17 protein-coding genes and 1 pseudogene are annotated in these 18,367 nt (G+C 30.1%); 8 read left to right on the plus strand and 10 right to left on the minus strand.

Translation table 11 applies throughout. The features are described from left to right. Positions 1–69: 69 nt before the first annotated feature. From ASC41_RS03960 to ASC41_RS03975, 4 genes are all read right to left on the minus strand, one after another. Complete coding sequence (locus ASC41_RS03960; protein ID WP_055435340.1) at positions 70–1,278, minus strand: DUF4856 domain-containing protein; 1,209 nt, start codon at positions 1,276–1,278, stop codon at positions 70–72. 165 nt (positions 1,279–1,443) lie between these two features. Further along, positions 1,444–2,307, minus strand: a complete 864-nt coding sequence (locus tag ASC41_RS03965; protein WP_055435341.1) for a hydroxymethylglutaryl-CoA lyase — start codon at positions 2,305–2,307, stop codon at positions 1,444–1,446. Between the two features lie 139 nt (positions 2,308–2,446). Beyond that, entirely contained in the window at positions 2,447–3,073 is a 627-nt protein-coding gene (locus tag ASC41_RS03970) for a LysE family translocator (protein ID WP_055435342.1), read from the minus strand. Next, a complete protein-coding gene (locus tag ASC41_RS03975) occupies positions 3,074–4,108 on the minus strand; it encodes a quinone-dependent dihydroorotate dehydrogenase (RefSeq protein WP_055435343.1) in 1,035 nt (344 codons plus the stop codon). Positions 4,109–4,247: 139 nt separating this feature from the next. Here ASC41_RS03975 and pepT point away from each other — a divergent pair, with 139 nt between their 5' ends. Together pepT and ASC41_RS03985 are read left to right on the plus strand one after the other, a co-directional pair. Continuing rightward, positions 4,248–5,486 (plus strand): peptidase T, encoded by a 1,239-nt coding sequence (pepT, locus tag ASC41_RS03980; RefSeq protein ID WP_055435344.1) that lies wholly within the window; start codon positions 4,248–4,250, stop codon positions 5,484–5,486. Between the two features lie 180 nt (positions 5,487–5,666). Beyond that, a complete protein-coding gene (locus ASC41_RS03985; protein ID WP_055435345.1) occupies positions 5,667–7,820 on the plus strand; it encodes a YoaK family protein in 2,154 nt (717 codons plus the stop codon). Positions 7,821–8,157: 337 nt separating this feature from the next. On the opposite strand, the gene ASC41_RS03990 is transcribed toward ASC41_RS03985, so the two are convergent. Next, the gene (locus ASC41_RS03990; RefSeq protein WP_055435346.1) at positions 8,158–9,039 is read right to left on the minus strand and encodes an NAD(P)-dependent oxidoreductase; all 882 of its coding nucleotides are present in this window, start codon (positions 9,037–9,039) and stop codon (positions 8,158–8,160) included. A gap of 378 nt (positions 9,040–9,417) precedes the next feature. Here ASC41_RS03990 and ASC41_RS16770 point away from each other — a divergent pair. The 5 genes and pseudogenes from ASC41_RS16770 to ASC41_RS04010 form a co-directional block, all read left to right on the plus strand. After that, positions 9,418–9,850: pseudogene (locus tag ASC41_RS16770) on the plus strand (cytochrome ubiquinol oxidase subunit I); the annotation flags it as partial. A 435-nt stretch (positions 9,851–10,285) separates the two neighbouring features. Beyond that, positions 10,286–10,723, plus strand: coding sequence for an SET domain-containing protein-lysine N-methyltransferase (locus ASC41_RS03995; RefSeq protein ID WP_241489626.1), 438 nt, complete (start codon positions 10,286–10,288; stop codon positions 10,721–10,723). Positions 10,724–10,777: 54 nt separating this feature from the next. Beyond that, positions 10,778–11,146 (plus strand): DUF2200 domain-containing protein, encoded by a 369-nt coding sequence (locus tag ASC41_RS04000; protein ID WP_055435347.1) that lies wholly within the window; start codon positions 10,778–10,780, stop codon positions 11,144–11,146. 4 nt (positions 11,147–11,150) lie between these two features. Continuing rightward, positions 11,151–11,561, plus strand: a complete 411-nt coding sequence (locus ASC41_RS04005; protein ID WP_055435348.1) for a hypothetical protein — start codon at positions 11,151–11,153, stop codon at positions 11,559–11,561. A gap of 2 nt (positions 11,562–11,563) precedes the next feature. After that, positions 11,564–12,163 (plus strand): YdeI/OmpD-associated family protein, encoded by a 600-nt coding sequence (locus tag ASC41_RS04010; RefSeq protein WP_055435349.1) that lies wholly within the window; start codon positions 11,564–11,566, stop codon positions 12,161–12,163. Between the two features lie 71 nt (positions 12,164–12,234). Here the strand turns inward: ASC41_RS04010 and ASC41_RS04015 are convergent, their stop codons facing one another. From ASC41_RS04015 to ASC41_RS04035, 5 genes are all read right to left on the minus strand, one after another. Continuing rightward, positions 12,235–13,242, minus strand: a complete 1,008-nt coding sequence (locus ASC41_RS04015) for a LacI family DNA-binding transcriptional regulator (RefSeq protein ID WP_055435350.1) — start codon at positions 13,240–13,242, stop codon at positions 12,235–12,237. Positions 13,243–13,392: 150 nt separating this feature from the next. Beyond that, positions 13,393–13,686, minus strand: coding sequence for a preprotein translocase subunit YajC (gene yajC / locus ASC41_RS04020; RefSeq protein WP_055435351.1), 294 nt, complete (start codon positions 13,684–13,686; stop codon positions 13,393–13,395). Next, entirely contained in the window at positions 13,686–14,177 is a 492-nt protein-coding gene (locus tag ASC41_RS04025) for a DUF1573 domain-containing protein (RefSeq protein ID WP_055435352.1), read from the minus strand. The genes yajC and ASC41_RS04025 overlap by 1 nt, the downstream gene beginning before the upstream one ends. A 56-nt stretch (positions 14,178–14,233) precedes the next feature. Next, the gene (nusB, locus tag ASC41_RS04030) at positions 14,234–15,178 is read right to left on the minus strand and encodes a transcription antitermination factor NusB (protein ID WP_241489627.1); all 945 of its coding nucleotides are present in this window, start codon (positions 15,176–15,178) and stop codon (positions 14,234–14,236) included. A 101-nt stretch (positions 15,179–15,279) separates the two neighbouring features. Further along, positions 15,280–16,386, minus strand: coding sequence for a Glu/Leu/Phe/Val family dehydrogenase (locus tag ASC41_RS04035; protein ID WP_055435353.1), 1,107 nt, complete (start codon positions 16,384–16,386; stop codon positions 15,280–15,282). A gap of 143 nt (positions 16,387–16,529) precedes the next feature. On the opposite strand from ASC41_RS04035, the gene ASC41_RS04040 reads away from it, so the two are divergent. Then, entirely contained in the window at positions 16,530–18,287 is a 1,758-nt protein-coding gene (locus ASC41_RS04040; protein ID WP_055435354.1) for an ABC transporter ATP-binding protein, read from the plus strand. The last annotated feature ends 80 nt before the right edge of the window (positions 18,288–18,367 follow it).

Here is an 18,367-nt window from a genome sequence, read left to right on the forward strand (position 1 = left end):
TTCAGTGTGCAAAAATAAGAATAGTAGACATTTATAACAAACGTCTACTATTTTAAAACTTATAAGTTATTAACTACCAGCTTGTGCTGTAGTAAAACTAAACTCTGCAGAAATTGTATCTGAGATTGTATCTAATGTTGCTGGTGTAATATCCCAGAAACCATTTCCTGTCATTAACTGGTCTGTTAATAATAGTACTTCGTCTTTTGTTAAGTAAGGCTCTGTAGTACCTGGCTTTCTTGTAAACTGTAAGCTATAAACAAAACCATAAGCTTCAGACAATGCATGAAATGCTGATGCCATATCTGTACCTAACTTCGCTTTACCTTGTTGTAAGTAGTAGATACCTCTTACTGCAATAACTTGAGAAATTTTAGCTCTAATAATTTCAGCTTGAACATCACGTACATCATAATCTTTAGCTACAATTGCAGCACGACCTAATTTAAAAGCATTGAAAACATCTAAAGCAATACCTGAAAAATCATCATCTCCATCTACTTTTGCTAAGTATTCACTTAAAAACTTATCTGCTTCTAATACAGGAACAGCAGGATTATCTTCGTTACCATATAAGTAACCAAAAGCCTCATCCCATTTGTGCTCCATAGTTGTGTAATTATTAGTACCATCTAAAACGTCTGCATTATTATTTGCAACGTTATCTCCTGCATCTAAAACAGCAGTACTTAAGTAGTTGTTTAAAATTTGATCAACCATTAAGGCTCCTATTAAACTTTTAGCGAATGCTTGGTTATACTCTAAACCTTTTGCATTTACATAACGTGTAGAACCTCCACCTGCTTGTTGTATTTGTCCTGCAACACCAGAAGTTGCTGTAGTTGCCCAATTTGGGAATACATTATTTACTTGGTCTTGTATGTATAAATCGAATGTTGATTTAATAACGTTAGCATCTGTAGTATTAGCTGCAAAATAATCTGTTGATGCTGCTACTTTACTTCTTACACTTTTATTTGATGCATTAAGATCTGCATCACTAAAATCGTTAGCGTTTTCAACGTGAGCAAACATATTATCTAAAGTTAATTCTGTATTGGCAGTATTAACTAATCCTGAAACAATTTCTTGAGCCATTTGGATACGTGTTGTTTGCCCTCCAAAACTAACAGTACTTGCTGCACCTCTTTCAAATACATAAGTATCTGGAGCTGTTACACTGTTTGTTACTGCAGGTGCTCCTCCATCGTCGTCACTGTTACAAGATGTGAATCCTAATGTTGCTAAAGTGGCTAATCCTAATACGAATTTCTTCATTTTAATTTCTTTATTATTATTTAGACTAATTACAAATAGACTTGTAATTCGACTGCAAAAATAAAAATGAAAAGTAATTTAAACAAGTTTATTTAGACTAAATTTAAATAAAAATTGAAATAAATTTTAAAGAACTATTGCACAAGTAGTTACGCTTATTCTTTTTTAATGATATTTAGTAAAAATCTTTGTCGCTTCATTATAAGAGCTCTCAAATGACATTGCATTTAAGTTTGAAGCCTTCTTTGTCGTTAGGTAAGACAGTACTTTTTCTGTAGGCATATTGCCCGTTAAATCATCTTTTGCCATTGGGCAACCACCAAAACCTTGGATGGCTCCGTCGAATCTTCGGCATCCTGCATTATAAGCAGCATCTACCTTCTCAAACCATGTCGTTGGCGTAGTATGTAAATGTGCACCAAATTCTATATCCTTGTAAGCAGGAATTAAATTAGAGAAGAGATAATCTATATTTTCTGGGTCCGAAGTACCAACAGTATCGCTTAAACTCAAAATTTTAACACCCATTTTACTTAAGCGTTCTGTCCACTCTCCTACTATTTCTACACTCCATGGATCTCCATAAGGATTACCAAAGCCCATAGAAATATAAACCACGACCTCTTTATTTACTTGGTCTGCTCGGTTTAAAATCTCTTGTAACGTTACTACAGATTGTGCTATCGTTTTGTGCGTATTACGCATTTGAAAATTCTCTGATATAGAAAACGGATAACCCAAATAATCTATTTCTGGGTGTTTACAAGCATCTTCTGCTCCACGAGTATTAGCAATAATAGCTAGTAGTTTACTCGTTGTTTTACTTAAATCTAATTGAGATAATACTTCTCTTGTATCTACCATTTGCGGTATTGCCTTTGGAGACACAAAGCTTCCAAAGTCGATAGTATCGAAACCTACGCGAAGTAAAGATTGAATGTATTGCACCTTCTTTTCCGTGGGAATAAAAGTTTTTATGCCTTGCATGGCATCTCTTGGACATTCTATAACTTTAACGTGGTCTTTCATATTAAATTCAAAGATAAAAAAGATTAGTCGTTTACAAATCTTTATTCTTTATAGATTATGGTAAAATTAACGCGCCTAAAAAGCCAAACCAAATGGTAAAGCCTAAATTAGAGACTATTAACCCTTAAATTATAAGACTCTATTTTTCTGAAAATAAAATAAAAACTGCGATACCTACAAACACAACTATTTGTAACCATTTTAAAACAACGCCTATGTTTTTATGAGATTTTAAATATGAAGAGATTGAACCTGCTAAGATTGCTATTATTGAAAAAATTATAAATGACGTTGCCATAAACAACAAGCCTAAAACATAAAACTGTTTTACAGAACTTATGGTTTCAGAATATAAAAAACCTGGAAAAAAAGCTAAAAAGAAAATTGAAACTTTTGGATTAAGCACGTTCATAATTACACCTTGCTTAAACAATTGCAACATGCTTTTTTTGGGTACAGCATTACTGTTTAAATCAACTTTCGCGTCACTTTTATATACTTTATAGGCTAAGTATAACAAGTAACCAGCGCCAAAAGCTTTAATAATAAAAAACAAGGTATCGTTTTCTTTTAATATTGCAGACACTCCAAAGGCCACTAAGGTGGTATGAAACAAACATCCAAAAATAAGTCCGCAAACAGTTGCCAAACCATACTTAGTTCCGTTTACAATACTTTGCATTAAAACATAAATATTATCTGGTCCTGGCGAGATAGCTAAAACAGAAGTTGCTACTATAAAAGCTATAAGTGTATCGGTATTCACTTAAAAGTCTTTTAGTATTGCCTTATTAATCTTTTTAATAAGCGAAGGTCCTTCGTATATAAAACCTGTATAAATTTGTACTAAATCTGCACCTGCTTCAATTTTTGATAACGCATCTTCGGCAGAGTGTATGCCTCCTACTCCAATAATTGGAAAGGATTTTTTACTCTTATCAGATAAATATTTAATAACCTGTGTAGACTTTTCTAAAACTGGTTGTCCGCTTAATCCTCCGTTTCCTATTTCGGTAAGTCTTTCTTCAGATGCCTTTAAACCTGATCTGTCATTAGAAGTATTACTTGCAATTACACCATCAAGATTTGTTTCGGCAACTAATTCTATAATTTCGTCTAACTGTCCGTTATTTAAATCCGGAGCAATTTTTAAAAGTATTGGTCTTTGTTTATCGAATGTTTTATTTGCAGCTTGTACTGCACCAATTAACTCTAACAAATAATCTTTATCATTTAGTTTTGCATGACTGCCAACATTTGGGCAGCTTACATTAAGTACAAAGTAATCTACGTACGGATGCAATGCATTAAAACACTCTAAGTAATCTTTAGTATAATCTTCTGGTTTTGTCTGTGTGTTTTTACCAATGTTTCCACCAATAATTAGCTTTCCTTTATTTTTCTTTAATTGCGTTATAGCAGCTTGGAGTCCTTCATTATTAAAGCCCATTCTATTAATAATCCCTTTATCATCTTTTAATCGAAACAAACGCTTTTTAGGATTTCCAGCTTGTCCTTTTGGTGTTACAGTTCCTATTTCTATAAAACCAAAACCAAAATTTGCCAATTCGTTATACAACACTGCATTTTTATCGAAACCTGCAGCTAATCCTACTGGATTTTTAAAGGTTAAACCGAAGAGTTTACGCTCTAGTTTAGCATCTTCAATAAGAAACAAACTTCTGTATAAAGCAGCAACTCCAGGAATTTTTGAAGTAAATTTTATTAATGAAAATGTGAAATAATGAACCTTCTCGGGATCGAAAAGAAAGAATAATGGGCGTAGTAATAATTTGTACATCTAATAATGTTTGCACAAAAATACTTCTAAAAAAAAGATGAACAATTCAAAAGCCAAAAAACTTAATAATCGTAACTTTGAAACTTAAAGGATTACTAAGTTTATTCACTCGAATTCATAAAATAAAAACATTGATAAAATGATTTCAAAACAAGACATAATAAAACGCTTTGTAGGTTACGTAACGGTTGATACAGAATCGGATCCAGAAAGCGACACAACGCCAAGTACAGCCAAACAGTGGGATTTAGCAAACATATTAGTAGACGAGCTAAAGGCTATTGGTATGAGCGATGTTACTATAGACGAGAACGCTTATATTATGGCAACTTTACCTAGTAATGTTGACCACGACACGCCAACTATTGGTTTTATTTCGCATTTTGATACGACTCCAGATTTTACTGGTGCTAACGTAAAACCTCAAATTATTGAGAGTTACGATGGTAAAGACATTATACTTAACGAGGCTGAAAACATTGTGTTGTCTCCAGACTATTTTGACGATTTATTATTATACAAAGGTCAGACCCTAATTACAACAGACGGCACAACGCTTTTAGGAGCAGATGATAAAGCTGGAATTACAGAGATTATTTCTGCTATGGAATATCTTATTGCTAATCCGCAAATAAAACATGGTGATATAAAAGTTGGTTTTACACCAGACGAAGAAATTGGTCGTGGTGCACATAAATTTGATGTCAAGAAATTTGGTGCAGATTGGGCTTACACAATGGATGGTAGCCAAATAGGAGAACTTGAATACGAAAACTTTAATGCTGCAGGAGCTGTAGTTACCGTAAAAGGTAAAATAGTGCATCCTGGTTATGCAAAAGGTAAAATGGTAAACTCTATGTACATTGCTACAGAGTTTATAAACTCTTTACCACGCATGGAAACACCAGAACATACAGAAGGTTACGAAGGTTTCTTTCACCTATATTCTATTAAAGGAGAAGTTGAAGATACTAAGCTCGAGTATATTATACGTGATCATGATCTTGGACATTTTGAAGCTAGAAAAGAAGTTATGCAAAAATTAACCAACGAGTTAAATGCGCAATACGGAAGAGAAGTTATTAAAATTGAGATTAAAGATCAATATTTTAATATGAAAGAAAAAGTGGAACCTGTAATGCATATTGTAGATATTGCCGAAGAAGCAATGAAACAATTAGGTATTACGCCATTAATTAAAGCCATACGTGGTGGAACAGATGGTTCTCAATTAAGTTATATGGGTTTACCTTGCCCTAATATTTTTGCTGGTGGACATAATTTTCATGGACGTTACGAGTACGTACCTGTAGAAAGTATGATTAAAGCTACCGAAGTTATTTGCAAAATTTGTGAGCTTACTGCAGAGCAGAAATAAACAGTATTTTATTACTATAAATTTAACAGCCAAAACATATTTTGTTTTGGCTGTTTTAGTTTTTACAAACTTGACTTTGCAAAATAAATACGCTAACTTCGTTTAACGTATGATATAAAACATTGAAACGATTTTATATCAGCGAGACATTGTATGCATTCCAGAAAACCAATAAAGTAAATGAAAAAAAGTGAAAAAATTCTAATTATAGCTATTCTATCTTTTTTTCTTGGAGTTTTAATATTCGGACATCAATTTACTACGTCTCTATTAATAAGCACATCTATTCTAAGTATTTGCTACATCATAGGTGGTTTTTATTTTTTAAATTATCAGAATGATAAAGACAAACTAAATATATTAGCAGGAATAATTTTAGGTTTTGCTCTAGGTAGTTTTACATTTACATTATGGATGCCAGTATCTGTTTTTAGAAAGGTTATAGTCTCAATAAATATCATATTTTCTATTTTATTAATTGGATTATGGATTTATAAAAAAAATAATTTTAATAGAAAACTTAAATCTATTTTTTTTAGATCTATAACTATAGCTATTTTTACCTCATTTTTTTCTTTTTCTAGCGTTCATTTTAATACTTATAGGGATTTCTTATTAAGAATGCTTACTCCTGATACTAGTCTATCTAACAACTTATTAATGTTTGAAAAAATAGATGAGTATAAAGGTTTTATGAACTTAAAAAAGTATGACTCAGCTATAGTCAAAGCCAATGAAGCAATCTTATATGGAAAAAAATGGAGAGATTATGACACTTTATATTATCAAGATTTTTCTGGGACATATGAGTTTTTATCAGATGCTTATATAGATAATGGAGATGAGTATTTTAATAAAAAGGACTTTAAGAATGCTCTATCTAATTATATAAAAGCAGATAGTATACTAACTCACAAAGAACATAAACCTAAATATGTAAAATCTACTGAAAGTGAAATATACTGGAATCATTATAATCTATTTTTAACATATAATAAGCTTTTAGATTATGACAATTATGATTCTGAATTTGAATATTTAATTGAAAATTATTCAAAAGTAAAAGACACCTTTGATATCGACTACCATCATATATTAGAAAACGCATCTAATAATTATTACACGCGCTCATACTACAGTGATGCAATAGAACTAAACAAAGCATCTTTAATTATCTTAAATCAAGACAGCGTTAATAATATAAATTCATTTAAAAGCACCTATGTTCGCTTAATTAAAAATTATTTAATTACTGATAGCACCCAAACTGCAAAAACATATTTAAAAGAATTCGAAAAAATCGCTTCAAAAAACGACTGTCTATATTTGTTATACAAAACTAGAATTCTCCAAAAAGAAAACATTAAAGAAGCTTTAGAGACTGCAAAAAAAACTTGCGAATGTGCTGAACAAGAAAACCAACCTTCAAGTTTATTTTTTTCAAATCTATTATTACTAAAATTAGAGCTTGAAAACTCAAATTACAAGAACTTTGAGAAGCAAATAAAAATTACTCAAGATTTAATTTCTAAAACTGATAATAAAACATACAATCAATCATTTATAGATGAACTTTTAGCTTATTATAACTTTATAAAAGGAAATTATGTAGACTCAAAAAAATATTATGTAAAAGCGCTTAATAATCCTAAAAACATTAAAGAAGTCAAAAAAAACGCACTCGAATTAAAAATAGCGCAAATAAATGACGAACTAGATATTAATTATGATAGAAATAATCTTAATTTAAAGATTCTTAATTTTTTATCCGAGTATGATACCAATTACCCGAGTACTACAACTTTTCATAACGATTTAGGAAACATTAACACTGGAATCAATACTAAACTATCTGACTCTATTTTTAAAGTAACAATTGAATGCCATAAAAAATTTGGAATTACTAAATCTCCTAAATTAGGAATTGCTTACAATGGTTTAGCAACAAATCAATTACATCTAAAAAAATATAAAAAAGCTGATTCCTTATATACAATTGCAATAAAAAAACTAAATGATTTTTATGGCAAACAACAGAATGTAAATCAACTTATTTGTTATTCTAATATTATTGAATTAAAATTAAATCAAAAAAAATATGACCAAGGTTTAGATTTCTTAAAAAAAGCCCGCTTAACGAAAATAAATTGTTTCAATAAAGAAGTAACAATATATGATGCATATCTACTAAATTTAGAAGGAGACATAATTAAAGGGAATAAAAAAGACAAATCTCTATCAACTGAAAAATATAATCAAGCATTGGATATAGCAAAAAATTATTTTGATGATAATCATAGATTTATAAAAAAACTCAAGAATAAAATAGAATAATAACCCACTACAACAATTGCTATAGTTAATACGGGTTTTGGTGCTTAACCCAAAGTTTATAGTATTTTAACAAAGTCCGCCAAATCTTTTGATTTGGCTTTAGAATAAAAAAGATAAAATAAAAAGTTTTGGCTAAGTGTTTATTCGAAAATTAATTACTTTTAATTCCCGTACTAACCATAGCCGAGACGTTAAACGAATCTCTTCAAAAAATTAATCCTAAAGAAAAAAAAGCAAAAAATACTCAATATAATTTATACAAAACAGCCAAAACATATATTGTTTTGGCTGTTTTACTTTTTATAAATTTAACTTTCTAATATAAATTTACGTACTGCTATTTCTTTAACTCTGTGAAATAATCAAAGATTTCAGGAACATTTAAACTACCCATATCAGCACCTAAAGCAGCTTGAAGGTTTCCAGAAGTTGCTTCAGCAATTGTAGAAGTTGTACCAAGATCGTTCATCATCTGTACAAAATAACCTAAATCTTTATTAGCATTCGCAATAGAGAAACCTAAATCACTTACATTGTCTACTGCATAGTTTTTACAGAATTTCATAAATGGTGAATTTGATGGTCCTGATGACATAATATCAAAAAGTTGTTGTCCATCTACACCAGCAAGTTTAGCAGCAGCAAAAGCTTGAGACATAGCAACCACAGTTGTCATACCCATAAAATTATTAATCAGTTTAGTTGTATGTCCAGCACCAAGAGCACCTAGGTAAAATACGTTCTCTCCTTGTTCGTCAAGAACTGGTTTTACTTTCGCGAAAATATCTTTATCTCCTGCAGCCATAATGTTAAGTAATCCGTCTTTTGCATGAGCAGGTGTACGCCCAAGTGGAGCATCAATCATACCTGCACCTTTTACAGCAAGGTCCTTACCAATTTTAATAGTAGATGCAGGAATAGATGTTCCAAAATCAATTAAAACAGCACCTTCCTTAATACCTGCAAGAACACCATCTTCACCGTAAACAATCATTTCTACAACCGCTGAAGTTGTAAGACAAAACATTACAATATCACTCTTTTGAGCTAATTCTTTTGGAGAAGATGCTTCAGTAGCATTACCACGAGCTATAACCTTTGCAACTTCATCTTTATTAAGATCCATTACTGTTAATTCGAATCCTCTCTTTTGAAGATTTTCAACCATGTTTCCGCCCATAAGGCCAAGTCCGATAAATCCTATAGTTGGTTTTTTCATAAATAATGTATAATTTTTGCCGCAAAGATATACATCTATTAGCTAAAACATCTCGCTCAGCTCATAAAAGCGAAATCCATGAAATTTGACTATAAAAATTTTAATTTTGTGAAAATAATTATAAAAAAATATGAAATAATAATTTTTGCTAACGCAAAAAATTAATTCAATTATCTCAACATACAAAACACCTCACCATAACATTAAATAAAACTATTTAAACGAGAGTTACACACAAAAATCTTAATGTTATATTTGGAATAAATGTTACATTAAAATCGCTCAATCTTTATTCTTTTTTTAGTCTAAAATAGTGGTATTGATGACATGATATTTAACGATAGATTGCAATTCGCATTTACTACTTCTTTCCATTAAATACTTCCACAATTAACCATAGGTTTATTGTTATTGATAGTTTATTTTAAATGGAAACACCTTAGAAATAATATTGAAAAATATAATAACGTTGCAAAGTTTTTTATATTTTTTTGCTGTAAACTTTATAATTGGTGTTGTAATAGGAATTCCTATGGAATTTCAATTTGGCACCAATTAGGCGAAATCTTCTGAATTAACAGGTGGTATTATTAGTCAAACCCTAGCATCCTCTGGCTTACGAAATTTTAGACAATGGTAAATTTGTATTACAAAACTTTTCGGCATTATTTGCAACCCCTTGGCTCGTATCTGCTTATTTTGTAATTATGGAAAGTGTTTTTGAAACTAAAAAAGCTGGCGTCGAAATTGTATTGATTAAGCAGCCAAATCATGGTAGAAAAAAATAGATAATAAAATAGTAGTACCAGATGATTATCCAAAAAAGATTAATGAGAGGTAAAATAGACAAAATGGATTACGGTCATTAATCTAAAACCATTGTTATGACAGATACTTTAATTTCCTTAATTAGTATTCTTATAGGCGTAATTGGTGCTAATAGCACTGGTTGTGTCTAAAAAAAATACTCCTTTGTTTTAATAGGCAATACAATAGCTGGTGTTTTTGGTAGTCTATTTTTGATTAAATCTTTTGGGCGATTGGACTTTAATCCTTTTTCTATTATGGAAAATAGAACGTTTCATCTTTGGCTATTTACTATCAATTATATTGTGTCATTTATTGGAGCTGCTTGAGCAATGATTTTGATAAAAAAAAATTAAAACATAAAATGAATAATAGTAATAAAGATTAAATTAGACACTTTTAAGCACTAATAGTAAACCACAAACAAAATATTCTAAACTTGAAAATAGCTAATCCTGAAAACAACTACATAGACGCCAACACTATTGAAGCTAAAGAAGGAGATTATCTATACACTAAGGCATCGCAAATTCAAAATGCAGGTAATGGTTTATATACTGCTATAGCTATTTATAAAAATGAAATAATAACATTGTTTAAAGGAGAAATTCTCGATACTAAAGAGGCCGAAAAAAGAGCTAAACAAAATAACGATCGTTATTTTATAAATTTATTAGATGGCACTATTATGGACAGCATGCATACAGACTGCTTTGCTAAATATGCCAATGATGCTATTAATAGCAACTTTAAAAAAAATGCAGAAATAACTTTAGATGCCGATGATAATGTTTGCTTAAAAGCAATTAAGAAAATTAAATCTGGTGAAGAAATATTTTGCAGCTATGGAAAACGATATTGGAAAAAGCACCATTAAGTACTGATTTTACTTTCATTAAATTTTCTTATTTTTAAGAACAAAGAATACATTATGACCACAACACCCGAACATGATAAAAGAATAGCAGAAATGAAGTTTTTTTCTGTTTATCCTCATTACGTTACCAAAGTTAAAAAAAAAGGGAGAACAATTGAAGAGTTACATGCTGTTATTGAGTGGTTAACTGGCTTTAATGAAGAAAAACTACATGTGTTAATTGATGAAAAAGTAACTTTTAAAACCTTTTTTGAACGTGCAACGTTAAACCCAAACGCAGAACTTATTAAAGGCGTAATATGTGGCTACAGAATAGAAGATATAGAAACACCTTTAACCAAACAGACACGCTATTTAGATAAATTAATAGAAGAACTAGCTAGAGGACGTAAAATGGAAAAGATTTTACGTGTTAAAAAATAAACTTATGAAACCAAACATTAAAACATTACAAATTATCCACTTAGCGTTATGTGCTGGTGTTATTGTAGCCTTTACTATATTATCTAATATAAATTCCATTAGTGATATTTTTAACATCTCGGAGGTTTCTAAGAACGATTACTTTTATTTTGCAATACCATTAATAGCATATGTTACAAGTAATTTTATATATAAGCTTTTACTTAAAAAAGCAGATAAAAATGCTACTGAAGACTTTAACTTTAACATATTTCAAACTGCTTCCATAGCACGTTGGGCTATTTTAGAAGGTTCTGCATTTGTTATTTTATTTTTAAAACCAGAGTATATACTTTTTGGAATATTAATTCTTATTTATTTAATACTCCTAAGACCAACAGAAAATCGTTTTAAAAACGACATTAATTTTCTATAGAGATGAAAAAAGCACATTCAGTTGAAGAATACATAGAAAACAACATCAATTTTAAAGAAGCCCTAGAGTTACTTCGTGAGCTAGTACTATCTACGAAACTTGACGAAAACATTAAATGGAATGCACCTGTTTACAGCATTAATGGAAAAAATGTTTTGGGATTAGGTGCTTTTAAAAACCATTTTTGCTTATGGTTTTTTAATGGTGTGTTTTTAAAAGATGAGCAAAACTGTCTAGAAAAAGCACAAGAAAAAACCAAAGCGCTAAGACAAATGCATTTTGAAACCATAGAAAATATAAATGAACTTGTAGTTTTAGCTTACATTAAAGAAGCTATTGAAAACCAAAAATTAGGTAAAGAATTAAAACCTGTACGTACCACAAAAAAAGATGTTGTTATTCCCGAACTTTTAACTGAAGAAATAAAAAACGACACCAATTTTAAAACTGCTTTTAATAAGTTATCTCCATCTTGCCAACGAGAATATTGTAATTATATAATTGAAGCAAAACGAGATAAAACTAAAATATCAAGATTTGATAAAATTAAACCTATGATATTAAACGGTGCAGGTTTACACGATAAGTATAAAAACTGTTAGTAATGCTTAGCTCCTATTTCATGTAAAAATTGACTTTAAAATAGCCTACAAATAAAACAATTTAAACATCTTTATAATGTTGTTTCTCTTAAATTAAGCGAAAAATCGATAGTTTTCACAACTGTATCTAAAGGTTCTTTAGATTCTAAACGTTTAATCATTAATTGTACAGAAGCTTCACCAACAGCATCACTATGTTGAGTAACTGTAGATAATTTAGGACTTGTAAAAGGTAAAACATTATCATCGCAAAAACCTATTATAGAGAGGTCTTTTGGTACATTATAACCTTTCTTAGTAGCTGTATTTAATGCAATAACTCCAGAAATGTTATCAATAGAAATTACACCGTCTATTGTTTTATTATTCTTAAAAAATAAATTTATTTCTTTTTCTAATTCTGAAATTTCAGCAACCTTTAATTCTTTTAAGCTGCAACCATAATGTTTAGCATCTTCAATAGCTTTATAACAACCTTTTGCTCTTAATTTACCAACACTTAAATTATCTATATTATTAATTAAAACAATGTTTTTTCTACCTTCTTTTATTAAATGTGTTGTTGCACTATAAGCGGCTTGAAAATCATTCATAATAACTTTATCACAATCTATATCGTCTGTAACACGATCGAACATTAAAATAGGAATTTTTTGATCGATTATTTCCTTAAAATGGTCACTTCTATTTTCTTTTTGGGTTTCTTCTGCGATAGACATAATAAAGCCATCTACGCTACCGTTTGCTAATAAATGCAAACTATTTGCTTCTTTATCATACAACTCGTTAGACAAGCACGTTATAATGTTATAGCCTAGTTTTGCAGATTCTTTTTCAATGCCAAATAATACTTTAGCAAAGAAGTGATTTAATATATTTGGTATAATTACACCTATGGTTTTAGTTTTACTATTCTTTAAATTAAGAGCTGCTCTATTGGGTTTGTAATTATATAATTTAGCAGCCTCCTTTACTCGAGAAACAGTCGCTTCTCCAATCTCACTACTTCCGTTTAAAGATTTAGACACAGTTGATATAGAAACGTTAAGTTTTTCGGCTAATTCTTTAAGAGTAATCATAATAAAAAAGGTTATATCTTAACAAGATAGTATATCGTTAAATGTTAAACAAATGGACTTCTCTTTTTATAGTCATAAAATATTAATACATTTTTAAACAAAAAAAACCTCAAGCATTAACTTGAGGTTTTTAGTATGTAGTAAATATAATTACTTTTTCTCTTTTACCGGAGCATTTAAGGCTCTACTACTTTCCATTGAAATAGCAGCACGGTCGAATTTTAACTTTCCAGACATAGTTTCTATTACGCAACTATTATCTTTTTCATTGAATTCTACAATTTTACCATGCATTCCGCTTTTAGTAACTATTTTATCGCCACGCTTTAATTCTGCAGCGAATTTTTTTTCGTTTTTAGCACGTTTCATCTGTGGTGCAATCATAAAGAAATACACAACAGCAAACATTGCTACTATAGGTAGCATACTTGTAAGATCACCCATTACTTAATTACTGGAGATAATGGAGTTGCTTTAGCTGGAGCATTAGGATCTGGCTTAATAAAAGCAGAAATCTTAACTACTTCTCTACCTTTTTCTGTATTAGCAGTTACTGTAATAGCTTTAGATATTTTGTTGTTTCCTTTACCGTTAAATTTAACTGTAAATTTCCCTTCTTCACCTGGAGCTAAAGGCTCTCTAGACCAATCTTTAGGAATAGTACAACCACAAGAACTTTTTACATCTGTAATTACTAATGGAGATTCTCCTGTATTTTTGTATGTAAATACTGTTTCCACTGGAGTTCCATTGATAATTTCACCAAAATCATGCTCTGATTTGTTGAATTGAATTACTGGAAATTTAGATGCTGCTTGATCTCTAACTGCTGCTGCTGCAACTTTAGTATCGTCTACTGCATTTGTTGCATCTTCTTTACATGAAGATAATGCGATCATACATATTGCACTAAATAATAATACTACTTTTTTCATAATTTAATTTTTAAAATATATTAGTAATTTCAAGCAAAAATAAGAATATTTTTGAACTACATCAAGCCGCGGCCAATTTTATTTAGCTTCCCTTCAGTTTGATATTCTTTTGTTAGTTTATCTAGAATTCCGTTAATAAATACACTACTTTTTGGAGTTGAGTATTCTTTAGAAATTTCTAAATATTCATTAATTGTTACTTTAGTTGGAATAGATGGAAAACTTTGAATCTCGCAAATTCCCATTTTAAGTAACATAAGATCTATACTCGCAATACGATCACTATCCCAATTAGTTGTTTTTTTAGAAACCTCTGCTGTTAAAGCAGTTTGATTTAACAATGTCTTTTTAAACAACTTAATAGCAAACTCCTTATCCTCTAAATCTTTATATAGTTTTGGTAAGAAATGAAATGCGCTAGCGTCTTTTTTAACTTTACGTAACAGTTTAAGTATAGTTGTATTAACTGTAGGTAAATCATCTAACCAAGTTAAATGCTTATCTTCTAAATAGTTGTAAAGCTTCTCGTTTGGTGCTATTATTTCTTTAAATACATCAACAATAAAATTACGATCTGTATTAAAGTTTGTTGTATCTGTTTCTAAATATTCTTTATAGATATCGCTAGCTAAAAGTTCTTTAAAGATAACATCTACGTATTCAGAATCTAACTCCCAATTATTAATATGATTCTCTTCAAACTTAGCCTGTAATTGCTCATTATTTTTAAGCATATCAAGCACTTGGTTGTTAACAAACTTACGATTCGGATTTTTTTCTTCCGCTGTTGCTAAATGTTTTTGAGAGGTTTTCTCTAAATGATTTTCAGCACGTTTTTGCACTTCTATCATTAAAGAAAGCATTAGTAAATATAGATTGTACATATTATCTATACTGTTTAACAAAAACCTTTGATCTTTTGAAAAATCATCGCTTTCGGTACCTCTAAAGGCATAAAGCACTTGCATTACTTTTATTCTAATGTGTCTTCTACTTAGCATCTTTACAAAGAACTTAAAAAAATTAGAGCGAAAGTGATGGTCACTTTCGCTCTGCAAAAATAGTATATTTTATTAATACTAAAAGCTAATATTAATTAATATTAACGATTAGAATTTTCTTTTTTTCTAGCATCAATTCTACCTTGTGCAATATTTAATGCTGCTTGGTGCGTAGAAGTCTTATTTACATCGGCATTATTTAATATTTCTAATGTAGTATTGTATATGTTTTCGGTTTTACTCATTATTTCGGTTTTACCGTATTTCTCTAATTCTGCATATACATTAATAATACCTCCGGCATTAATTAAAAAATCTGGAGCATAAACTATACCCTTATCTTGTAAAATTTGTCCGTGTATTTTTTCGTTTGCTAATTGGTTGTTAGCTGCACCTGCAATTACTTTCGCTTGTATTTTATTAACAGTCTCATCGTTAATAGTCGCTCCTAATGCACAAGGTGCATAGATATCTACAGCTTCAGAATAAATATCGTTACCTCTATAAATTTCTGCGCCATATTTAGAACTTACTATGTTAAGGCGTTCTTCGTTTATATCTGTAATAATAACTTTAGCTCCTTCTTTTGTTAAATGATCTACAAGCGTTTCACCAACGTGGCCAATACCTTGTACGATAACGCTTTTACCTTCTAAAGCATCTGTTCCAAATTTATATTTTGCTGCTGCTTTCATTCCCATAAAAACACCATAAGCTGTAATTGGCGAAGGATTTCCTGCTCCTCCTTTACTTTCTGATATTCCAGTAACATAAGGTGTAACCTCACGCACTAAATCCATATCGCTGGTTTCCATACCTACATCTTCTGCAGTAATATATTTACCACTTAAAGAGTGTACAAATGCACCAAAACGTTTCATTAACTCTGGTGTTTTTTGTGTTTTAGCATCTCCAATAATTACAGCTTTACCTCCTCCAAGGTTTAAACCTGTAATTGCTGCTTTAAAACTCATACCACGAGAGAGACGTAACACATCATTTAGTGCTTCCCATTCGTTATTATACTGCCACATTCTTGTACCTCCTAAAGCAGGACCTAATACAGTATTATGAATACCAATTATTGCTTTTAATCCACTATCTTTGTCATTGCAAAAAACTATTTGTTCGTGATTATCGAATGATAACTGTCCAAATACTGGATCGATTTTATGTAATTCGTTTGTGTTTAAAACTTCTGAAACCATAGATTATTAATTTAATTCATTAAGGTTGCATTTTACAGATTCCATAAAATGAACGCGTAAAAATAATAAATATTGATGTTATTGCAAAAAATAAGCTCTTGAATTGAGTATTTCATAATTAAATTTAAACACTTTCTCTGTAAATGAAAGAATTACAGCATCTTAATAAATATTTTTTTAAGTATAAAAAGCAATTATTAATAGGAATTAGTATCACAATCATCTCAATTCTATTTAAAGTATATGTTCCAAAACTAATTGGTTCTATAATAGACATTGTAAATAACCAATTGCAGCATCCTGAAAATTCGATTGCAGATTTTAAAAGTGAGTTAATACATAATATTTTACTTATTATTGGTACTGCTATTATTGCCGGTATTCTTACTTTTTTTATGCGTCAATACATTATAAATGTGTCGAGATATATTGAATACGATTTAAAAAATGAGATTTACCAACAATACCAAAAACTATCTTTAAATTTCTACAAAAAGAATAAGACAGGAGATTTAATGAATAGAATAAGTGAAGATGTTGGACAAGTAAGAATGTACGCTGGACCAGCAATAATGTATAGTATAAATACCATCACACTATTTGTTGTAGCATTGGCTTTTATGTTTAAAGAAGCACCTACACTTACACTTTATACCATTATTCCATTACCTATTTTATCGGTTTTAATTTATTTAATTAGTAAAGAAATACACAAACGAAGCACAGTAGTACAAGAGTATTTATCTAAGCTTTCTACTTTTACACAAGAGGTATTTAGTGGTATTTCGGTTATTAAAGCTTATGGAATAGAACCACAAACGCAAGTCGATTTTAATACACTTGCAAAAACAAGTAAAGAGAAACAATTAAGCTTGGTACGCATACAAGCTTTCTTTTTCCCAATGATGCTTTTACTTATTGGTATTAGTAATATTATTGTAATTTATATTGGAGGTCTGCAATATATTAATGGTGAAATTTCTCTTGGAAACATTATAGAGTTTATTATATATGTAAATATGCTTACTTGGCCAGTAGCAACTGTAGGTTGGGTAACTTCTATTATTCAACGTGCCGAAGCATCGCAAAAACGTATAAACGAATTTTTAAAAATTGAACCTGAAATAAAAAACAATACTCTTAAACCTTCAGAAATTAAAGGTGATATTGAGTTTAAAGATGTCCATTTTACTTACGATGACACTAATATTAAAGCCTTGCAAGGTGTTAGTTTTAAAGTGAACTCCGGAGAAACTCTTGCTATAATTGGAAAGACTGGATCGGGAAAATCGACTATATTAGATCTCATTGGTAGATTATACGATATTGATAAAGGCAAATTATTAATAGACAATAAAGCCATAGATAAACTTAACCTTACTAGCTTAAGAGATGCTATTGGTTACGTACCGCAAGATGCTTTTTTGTTTAGTGATACCATTAACAATAATATAAAGTTTGGTAAAGAAAATGCTTCAGATGAAGAAGTGATTGCTGCAGCAAAAAATGCACAAGTAGATAAAAACATCGCTAAATTTACAAATGGTTACGAGACTGTTTTAGGAGAACGAGGTATAACATTATCTGGTGGGCAAAAGCAACGCGTTTCTATTGCTAGAGCAATTATTAAAGATCCAAAAATATTATTATTCGACGATTGCCTTTCGGCAGTAGATACAGAAACAGAAGAGAAAATTTTAAATAATCTTAAAAAACTATCGGCTGGAAAAACAAGTATTATTGTTAGCCATAGAATCTCTTCTGCAAAAAATGCAGACCATATTATTGTTTTAGACAGTGGCAAAATTGTACAAAAAGGAACCCATAACCAACTTATAGATAGCGATGGTTACTATAAAGAGCTTTATTTAAAGCAATTGAGTGAAAGCTCAAGCATTTAATAATAAATCTGTTAAAAGAAAAACCTTAAAATGTTGCTTGGTTTTATTTTTTTTATATTTTTGAGTCACAATAACAACAA

This window comes from Lacinutrix algicola (genome assembly GCF_001418085.1).
GTDB classification, from domain to species: Bacteria; Bacteroidota; Bacteroidia; order Flavobacteriales; family Flavobacteriaceae; genus Lacinutrix; species Lacinutrix algicola.

Bases quoted from the DNA above. Each gene is read 5' to 3' on its own strand.
- ASC41_RS03960 (WP_055435340.1), bottom strand. From the start codon at position 1,278: ATGAAGAAATTCGTATTAGGATTAGCCACTTTAGCAACATTAGGATTC.
- ASC41_RS03965 (WP_055435341.1), bottom strand. From the start codon at position 2,307: ATGAAAGACCACGTTAAAGTTATAGAATGTCCAAGAGATGCCATGCAA.
- ASC41_RS03975 (WP_055435343.1), bottom strand. From the start codon at position 4,108: ATGTACAAATTATTACTACGCCCATTATTCTTTCTTTTCGATCCCGAG.
- pepT (WP_055435344.1), top strand. From the start codon at position 4,248: ATGATTTCAAAACAAGACATAATAAAACGCTTTGTAGGTTACGTAACG.
- ASC41_RS03985 (WP_055435345.1), top strand. From the start codon at position 5,667: ATGAAAAAAAGTGAAAAAATTCTAATTATAGCTATTCTATCTTTTTTT.
- ASC41_RS03990 (WP_055435346.1), bottom strand. From the start codon at position 9,039: ATGAAAAAACCAACTATAGGATTTATCGGACTTGGCCTTATGGGCGGA.
- ASC41_RS04000 (WP_055435347.1), top strand. From the start codon at position 10,778: ATGACCACAACACCCGAACATGATAAAAGAATAGCAGAAATGAAGTTT.
- ASC41_RS04005 (WP_055435348.1), top strand. From the start codon at position 11,151: ATGAAACCAAACATTAAAACATTACAAATTATCCACTTAGCGTTATGT.
- ASC41_RS04010 (WP_055435349.1), top strand. From the start codon at position 11,564: ATGAAAAAAGCACATTCAGTTGAAGAATACATAGAAAACAACATCAAT.
- ASC41_RS04015 (WP_055435350.1), bottom strand. From the start codon at position 13,242: ATGATTACTCTTAAAGAATTAGCCGAAAAACTTAACGTTTCTATATCA.
- yajC (WP_055435351.1), bottom strand. From the start codon at position 13,686: ATGGGTGATCTTACAAGTATGCTACCTATAGTAGCAATGTTTGCTGTT.
- ASC41_RS04025 (WP_055435352.1), bottom strand. From the start codon at position 14,177: ATGAAAAAAGTAGTATTATTATTTAGTGCAATATGTATGATCGCATTA.
- nusB (WP_241489627.1), bottom strand. From the start codon at position 15,178: ATGCTAAGTAGAAGACACATTAGAATAAAAGTAATGCAAGTGCTTTAT.
- ASC41_RS04035 (WP_055435353.1), bottom strand. From the start codon at position 16,386: ATGGTTTCAGAAGTTTTAAACACAAACGAATTACATAAAATCGATCCA.
- ASC41_RS04040 (WP_055435354.1), top strand. From the start codon at position 16,530: ATGAAAGAATTACAGCATCTTAATAAATATTTTTTTAAGTATAAAAAG.